At 59.4% G+C, this 2,880-nt stretch carries 3 protein-coding genes and 1 pseudogene; all 4 read right to left on the bottom strand.

Features of this window, described 5'->3' with window-relative positions; translation table 11 throughout:
* Positions 1 to 281: pseudogene (locus tag ACKVY0_RS18415) on the bottom strand (hypothetical protein); the annotation flags it as partial.
* Positions 278 to 1,441 carry a three-Cys-motif partner protein TcmP gene (gene tcmP / locus ACKVY0_RS18410; protein WP_409216296.1) on the bottom strand — a complete coding sequence of 388 codons (1,164 nt, stop codon included), beginning with the start codon at positions 1,439 to 1,441 and terminating at the stop codon, positions 278 to 280. The pseudogene ACKVY0_RS18415 and the gene tcmP, both read right to left, overlap by 4 nt.
* Positions 1,438 to 2,247, bottom strand: a complete 810-nt coding sequence (locus tag ACKVY0_RS18405; RefSeq protein ID WP_409216295.1) for a DUF5131 family protein — start codon at positions 2,245 to 2,247, stop codon at positions 1,438 to 1,440. Before ACKVY0_RS18405 ends, tcmP begins: the two co-directional genes overlap by 4 nt.
* 147 nt (positions 2,248 to 2,394) lie before the next feature.
* On the bottom strand, positions 2,395 to 2,880 hold a 486-nt coding region (locus tag ACKVY0_RS18400; RefSeq protein ID WP_409216294.1), incomplete at its 5' end, for a zinc-binding dehydrogenase.

Raw genomic sequence — 2,880 nt, 5'->3', positions numbered from 1 at the left:
ACAGTGCCACCGCCAGCGTGCACCACTCCGCTCCGTGGCAGCAATCCCCGCAGCCGCGACGACCAGCGACTCGACCCAAATCTGCGCCCACATCGCACTACTTTGCCCAAGCGACCGATCTGCGGGTTAAATCGCCTATCCCCGGCCTTCTTCGCGTCCGTCTTCGCCACCCTCAGCTTCGGCGTCAAAGCCAGCATCTTCTCCACCAGCATCAGGCCGTCTTCCCGCAGGATGTTGCAGTAGTTCGAGAGCTTTTTGACGAGGGCAGTGGGGCTGCTCATTTCCAATTCAGGTAATTCTGATCGCCCCGATGTGGCACTCGCTGGCGCGGCTTCATTCCTGTCACTTCGAGGCGACCTTCGTCTTTCCACTCCTCAATCCACTGCTTCAAATCGCTCTCCCACGACATCGGTTCTGAAAGCGCGAGCGTCCACGCATCGTCGTAAAGTAACCGGCGCTTCGACTCCAACGCATGCAGAACCAAGCCGCGCGCCTTCGCTAGATACCGCTCACGCAGGAATGCGTAATGTGTTGAATCGTGAAGCTCCTTGCTGCCAAACAGCTCAGACTGCCCTTTGCTGGCCACGCGTCTGCGCTGCTGCGCCTCTGCTCTGGCGGCTTCCTGCACTTCCATCGCCTTCTTCTCCGCATCTTTGAAAACCTCGATGCCTTTGAGATTCCGCGTCAGGTAAATCAGATTGAAATGCGTCCGATCCATTTCCGGATGCAGGACGATTGCGTTGCAGCCGAAGTTAAAGTCGCCAACCGATTTCGCGTTGCGGGCGTATTCCTCGACGGCCGCATCTTCCCGCTCAAGTTGCGCGAGCCCCTGCACCTTCGCCCTGAATGCACCTGAACCAAACAACCGCTTGAAACTGTCCTGCGTTTCCTCCTGCTGCGAGTCGAGGAAACGACGGATGTGCCCCGTCATGAAATTGATCAACACCTCGCCCGGATTCAGCCGGAGCAGCGGAGCGATCGTCTCCATCTCAAACCCTGTCCAGCCCGTTGGATCGATGAAGACAAAGGGAAAAGCGTTCGCGCCGCCTCGTTTCACGAAATCCGAAATGTCGGGGATGGATTCTTCCAGCGTGGCGTTTCGCGTCTCGATTTTTGCGTCCTTCACGCCGTCAGCAAACTCCTTGAGCTTTGCATACGCCGCCCGGTTCTTCTCCAGAAAGAAACACCGCAGTTGAACATTCCTGCCCCGCTGTTTGGCCAGCGTGTCTCTGGCATTGCGAAGTTCCTTCAAGGCGATGGCGAAGGAACTATCCTCGAACTTATCCGAGCGCGCATTCCAAGGACCAGAGAAGCAATCCACATAAGTCAGGGTATCCCAATGCGACCCGACGATGTAAGCGAACCGCTCCAGATACTTCTGAAGGATGAAGTGTTTGACGAGCGTCTGCTCGCGACCGGTGTAAAGTTCGCCGTTGCTCATCGGCCCGATCCTACGCGGTATTCCGTCTCCACTTCCCGAAGGAGCAGCAGCCTCTGGTCGGTCTCCAAGACCTCCACCTCGGCGAAATCAGGAAACTCATCGTAGGTCTTTCCGTCGAGCCGACGGCCCGTCTCGCTTTTGCGCACGCCACCCCACTGCTTGAAGAAAAACGCCGAACCCGCCTTCAGACACTGGTCACGAATATCTCGCACCCACTCGGCCACCATCGGGCGCGCGCCTGGGCCGCTCTCGCCGCCGACGATGACCCACTGGATGCCACTCAAGTTGAACTGGCCCAGGTCTTCCAGCAGCGGTTCGACCGAAAGGAAGGCCACCGTTGGCTTGGCGCTCCGCAGTTTGGCGATTCGCGGCAACCCATGTTTGCGGTTTTCCACGCTCACGCCCCACCAAATGTGCGCCGCCTTTGCCGCATTGCGCAGCTTGCCTTGCAACAGCGCCGCCATGCGGTCGGCCCGCTTGGTGAGAATCTGGTAAGTGTGCCAGTTCGCCGCCAGCATCACACGGCAGACTTTCTCGATGTATTCGTCCGATACGCCCTCGTGGAAAAGGTCGCTCATCGAGTTGACGAAAATCTTCTTGGGCTTGGACCAGCGAAGCGGGTCGCCCAGCTTCTCCGGCACGAGCCGCAGGTCGAAACCGAACTCGAAGGGGTGTCCGGGCACACCGCGAAACCGTTCCGCGAACGTCTCGGCGTAGCAATGCGTGCAGCCGGGGCTGACCTTCGTGCAGCCGCGCACCGGATTCCACGTCGCGTCCGTCCATTCGATTTTTGAATTGTCACTCATGTTAATGCGTTGGCTCGTTTTGAAGTTAGCACATCAGATGGGTCAGATAAGGGACGACCCTCAGGTAATGTATCTCTCCGGTGACTGCCTTTCTAAGAAGTGAGGTGGCTTTGTAAATCAGGTTTGGCTTTTGTCAGGTCCGAAAAACTACACCGGGAGATCATTCGTCAGCACGATACGGTAGCGGGCTTTCCCGCTACGGAGGTGGTCGAGGGCGTCGTTGGCGCGGGACATGGGGAAGGTCTCGGTGGTCGGGGCGATGCCGTGGCGGGCGCTGAATTGCAGCATCGTGTCCACCGTGGCGGGACTGCCGAGCGGCGAGCCGGAGAGGGAGCGCTGGCCCATGATGAGCGGGAAGGCGGCGACGGTCATGGGTTCGAGCACGGCGCCGACGGTGTGCAGGCGGCCCCGCGGCTTGAGCGCGGCGATGTAGCTGTTCCAGTCGAGGCCGACGTTGGTGGTGTTGAGGATGAAATCGAAGCTGCCGGCGGCCTTGGCGAGTTCGTCGGCGTTGCGTGAGTTGAGCGTGCGATGAGCGCCGAGCTTCAGGGCTTCCTCGCGTTTCGAGTCGCTGGTGGTGAAGGCGGTGACGTCGCAGCCCCAGGCGCGGAGAAACTTCAGCGCGAGATGGCC

It is taken from the genome of Prosthecobacter sp. (assembly GCF_046154365.1).
GTDB lineage: Bacteria > Verrucomicrobiota > Verrucomicrobiia > Verrucomicrobiales > Verrucomicrobiaceae > Prosthecobacter.
Note: the sequence above shows the minus strand (reverse complement) of the source record. Positions and strands in the feature narration are given on the sequence as shown.